This is a genomic window from Streptomyces sp. CBMA123 (assembly GCF_014596465.1).
In the GTDB taxonomy this organism is placed as follows: domain Bacteria; phylum Actinomycetota; class Actinomycetes; order Streptomycetales; family Streptomycetaceae; genus Kitasatospora.
Genome location: NZ_MECK01000447.1, coordinates 1 through 2,052 on the forward strand (window position 1 = coordinate 1; position 2,052 = coordinate 2,052).

Consider the following 2,052-nt stretch of genomic DNA (forward strand, 5'->3'; position numbering starts at 1 on the left):
GCCGTGCCGCCGCCGGCCACCGCTGGCGCGGCCCAGCCCCCGGCCTCCGACCCGGCTCCGGCGCAGACCACGCCGCCGGCCGCGTCCGGCGGTCCGGTGCCGGCCGGGTACCACGCGTACCAGGACCCGAGCGGCTTCTCGGTCGTCCTGCCGGACTGGCTGCAGCCGGCCGGGTCGGACGCCAACCGGCGGATCTTCAAGAACGCCGCCGACGGCAGCCAGCTGCGGATCGAGTGGACCACCTCGCCCGGTGCCAGCGCCCTCGCCGACTGGCAGGAATCCGAGCCCAACGTGCGAGGCCAGGTGACCAACTACCAGCGGCTGAACCTGGCGGCGCTCACCTACCGGCAGTGGACCAACGCGGCGGACTGGGAGTGGACCAACGGCACGCCCAAGACGCACTCGCTCAACCGGGGCTTCGTGACCGGGAGTCCGGCGAAGTACGGCTACTCGATCTACTGGATCGTCCCGGACGCGCAGTGGGCCGCGCAGGCTCCGGTCCGGGACGTCGTGTTCAACAGTTTCCAGCCTGCTCCGTAGGGCCGGATCCGGTCCGAGGGTCAGCCGAGCAGGCGGTGCTCGGCCCGGGTGGACTCGTCCGCGGGGAGGGCGCCGGAGGTGCGCAGGGCGGCCAGGCGCTCCAGCTGGTCGAGGCGTTGCCCGCCGGACGTGGGTTCGGCGGGGGTGGTGCCGGGCCTTCTTCCACCAGGAGTCGAAGTGCCGGGTGGAGACGATCTCCTCGGGTGGCCTCGCGGACCTGCTCGGCGAAGTCGTCGGCCTTGGCCACGTCCTCGAAGCGGTGGGGGCCGGTCAGGGCGATGATCGTCAGGACGTCGCCGTCGGGTTCGGTGCGGGCCACGGTGACGGCGGTAAGCGGAACCGGTACCGGTGGCTTCCCGTCCTTCAGGGAGAGCAGTCGGTGGGTGGCGAACACGATCACCTCCTTGCGGAAGTGGTCGGGATGGCGCCCGGCCGTGGAGGCGACGGGCTGCTCGCCGTCGATCACGGCCGCTTCCACCGGGCGGACGGCCTCGGCCTGCTTGGCTTGGTTGCTGTTGCCCGCCACCCTGAAGGCGGTGTCGATCAGATCGGTCCAGTCCATGGGGCCGAGCGTGAAGGAGCCGCTCAGTAGGCTGCTCGGTGAGCGAGAGGAACTGGCATGCGAGGCGGCCCGGGCCAGTTGTTGGCGGGGCGGTACCGGTTGACGGACCGTCCCGAACTGCTGCGCGCCTTCGCGGTGGACGAGCGGACCGGAGAATCGGTCCTGCTGCGCGCCGTGGAGCTGCCCGCGCTGCTGACCGGCGGTCAGGACCCGGAGGAGCCCAACCCCGGGCACGGGGACCGGCTGGTACGGCGGGTCGCGGCGGTCGGGTCGGCCGCGCCGTCCTGGCACCCGCGGCTACTGCGCGGGGTCGGGGCCTTCGTCGAGGGCGAGCTGCTGTGGACGGTGGAGGAGCGGCCGGCCGGCCGGACGCTGGCCGAGCTGCTCACCGCCGGGCCGCTCCCGCCGTACCGGGCGGCCGAGTTGGCTGCGGACCTGGTCGGCGCGCTGCGGGCGCTGCACGAGGCCGGGCTCTCCCACGGCAATGTGACCGCCGAGTCGGTGCTGGTCTGCGAGGACGGCGCGGCGATGCTCGGCGGGCTGCTCGGCGGGGTCGCGCAGGAGGCGCTGGCCGAGGACCTCGGCGGGCCGGGCGGGCGGCGCCGGTACGAGGTGCGGGCCACCCTGGTCGGCCCGGTCGCGGAGCGCTGGCCGCTGGACGGCGGCCCGGCGGGGGACTGCTGGGCGCTCGGGGTGCTGTTGCAGCGGATGGTCACCGGCCGCTCGCCGTTCCCGGAGCACGGCGTGCCGGACCTGGTGACGGCGGTGCGCGACGGGCGGCGCGAACCCTCGGTGGTCTGCGGGCCGGTGGCGCCGCTGGTCGAACGGCTGGTGCAGCCGGACCCGGGCCTGCGGCCCACCGCGGAGGCGGTGCGGGCGGAGCTGGCGGCGCTGCTGGCGGGTGCCCCGGAGCCGGTCGACGAGGAGCGGGCGGCGCGGGAGGTGGAGCT

Annotated in this window: 2 protein-coding genes and 1 pseudogene; 2 read left to right on the forward strand and 1 reads right to left on the reverse strand. The window is 74.9% G+C overall.

What is annotated here, in order from left to right:
* Positions 1 to 540: pseudogene (locus BG452_RS33845) on the forward strand (hypothetical protein); the annotation flags it as partial.
* On the opposite strand, the gene BG452_RS33850 reads toward BG452_RS33845, so the two are convergent.
* Positions 515 to 1,102 (reverse strand): hypothetical protein, encoded by a 588-nt coding sequence (locus tag BG452_RS33850; protein WP_188308181.1) that lies wholly within the window; start codon positions 1,100 to 1,102, stop codon positions 515 to 517. The pseudogene BG452_RS33845 and the gene BG452_RS33850 overlap by 26 nt on opposite strands.
* 57 nt (positions 1,103 to 1,159) lie before the next feature.
* Between BG452_RS33850 and BG452_RS33855 the strand changes: the two genes are divergently transcribed.
* Positions 1,160 to 2,052, forward strand: an 893-nt coding sequence (locus BG452_RS33855; protein WP_411293065.1) for a protein kinase domain-containing protein, incomplete at its 3' end; no start/stop codon positions are given.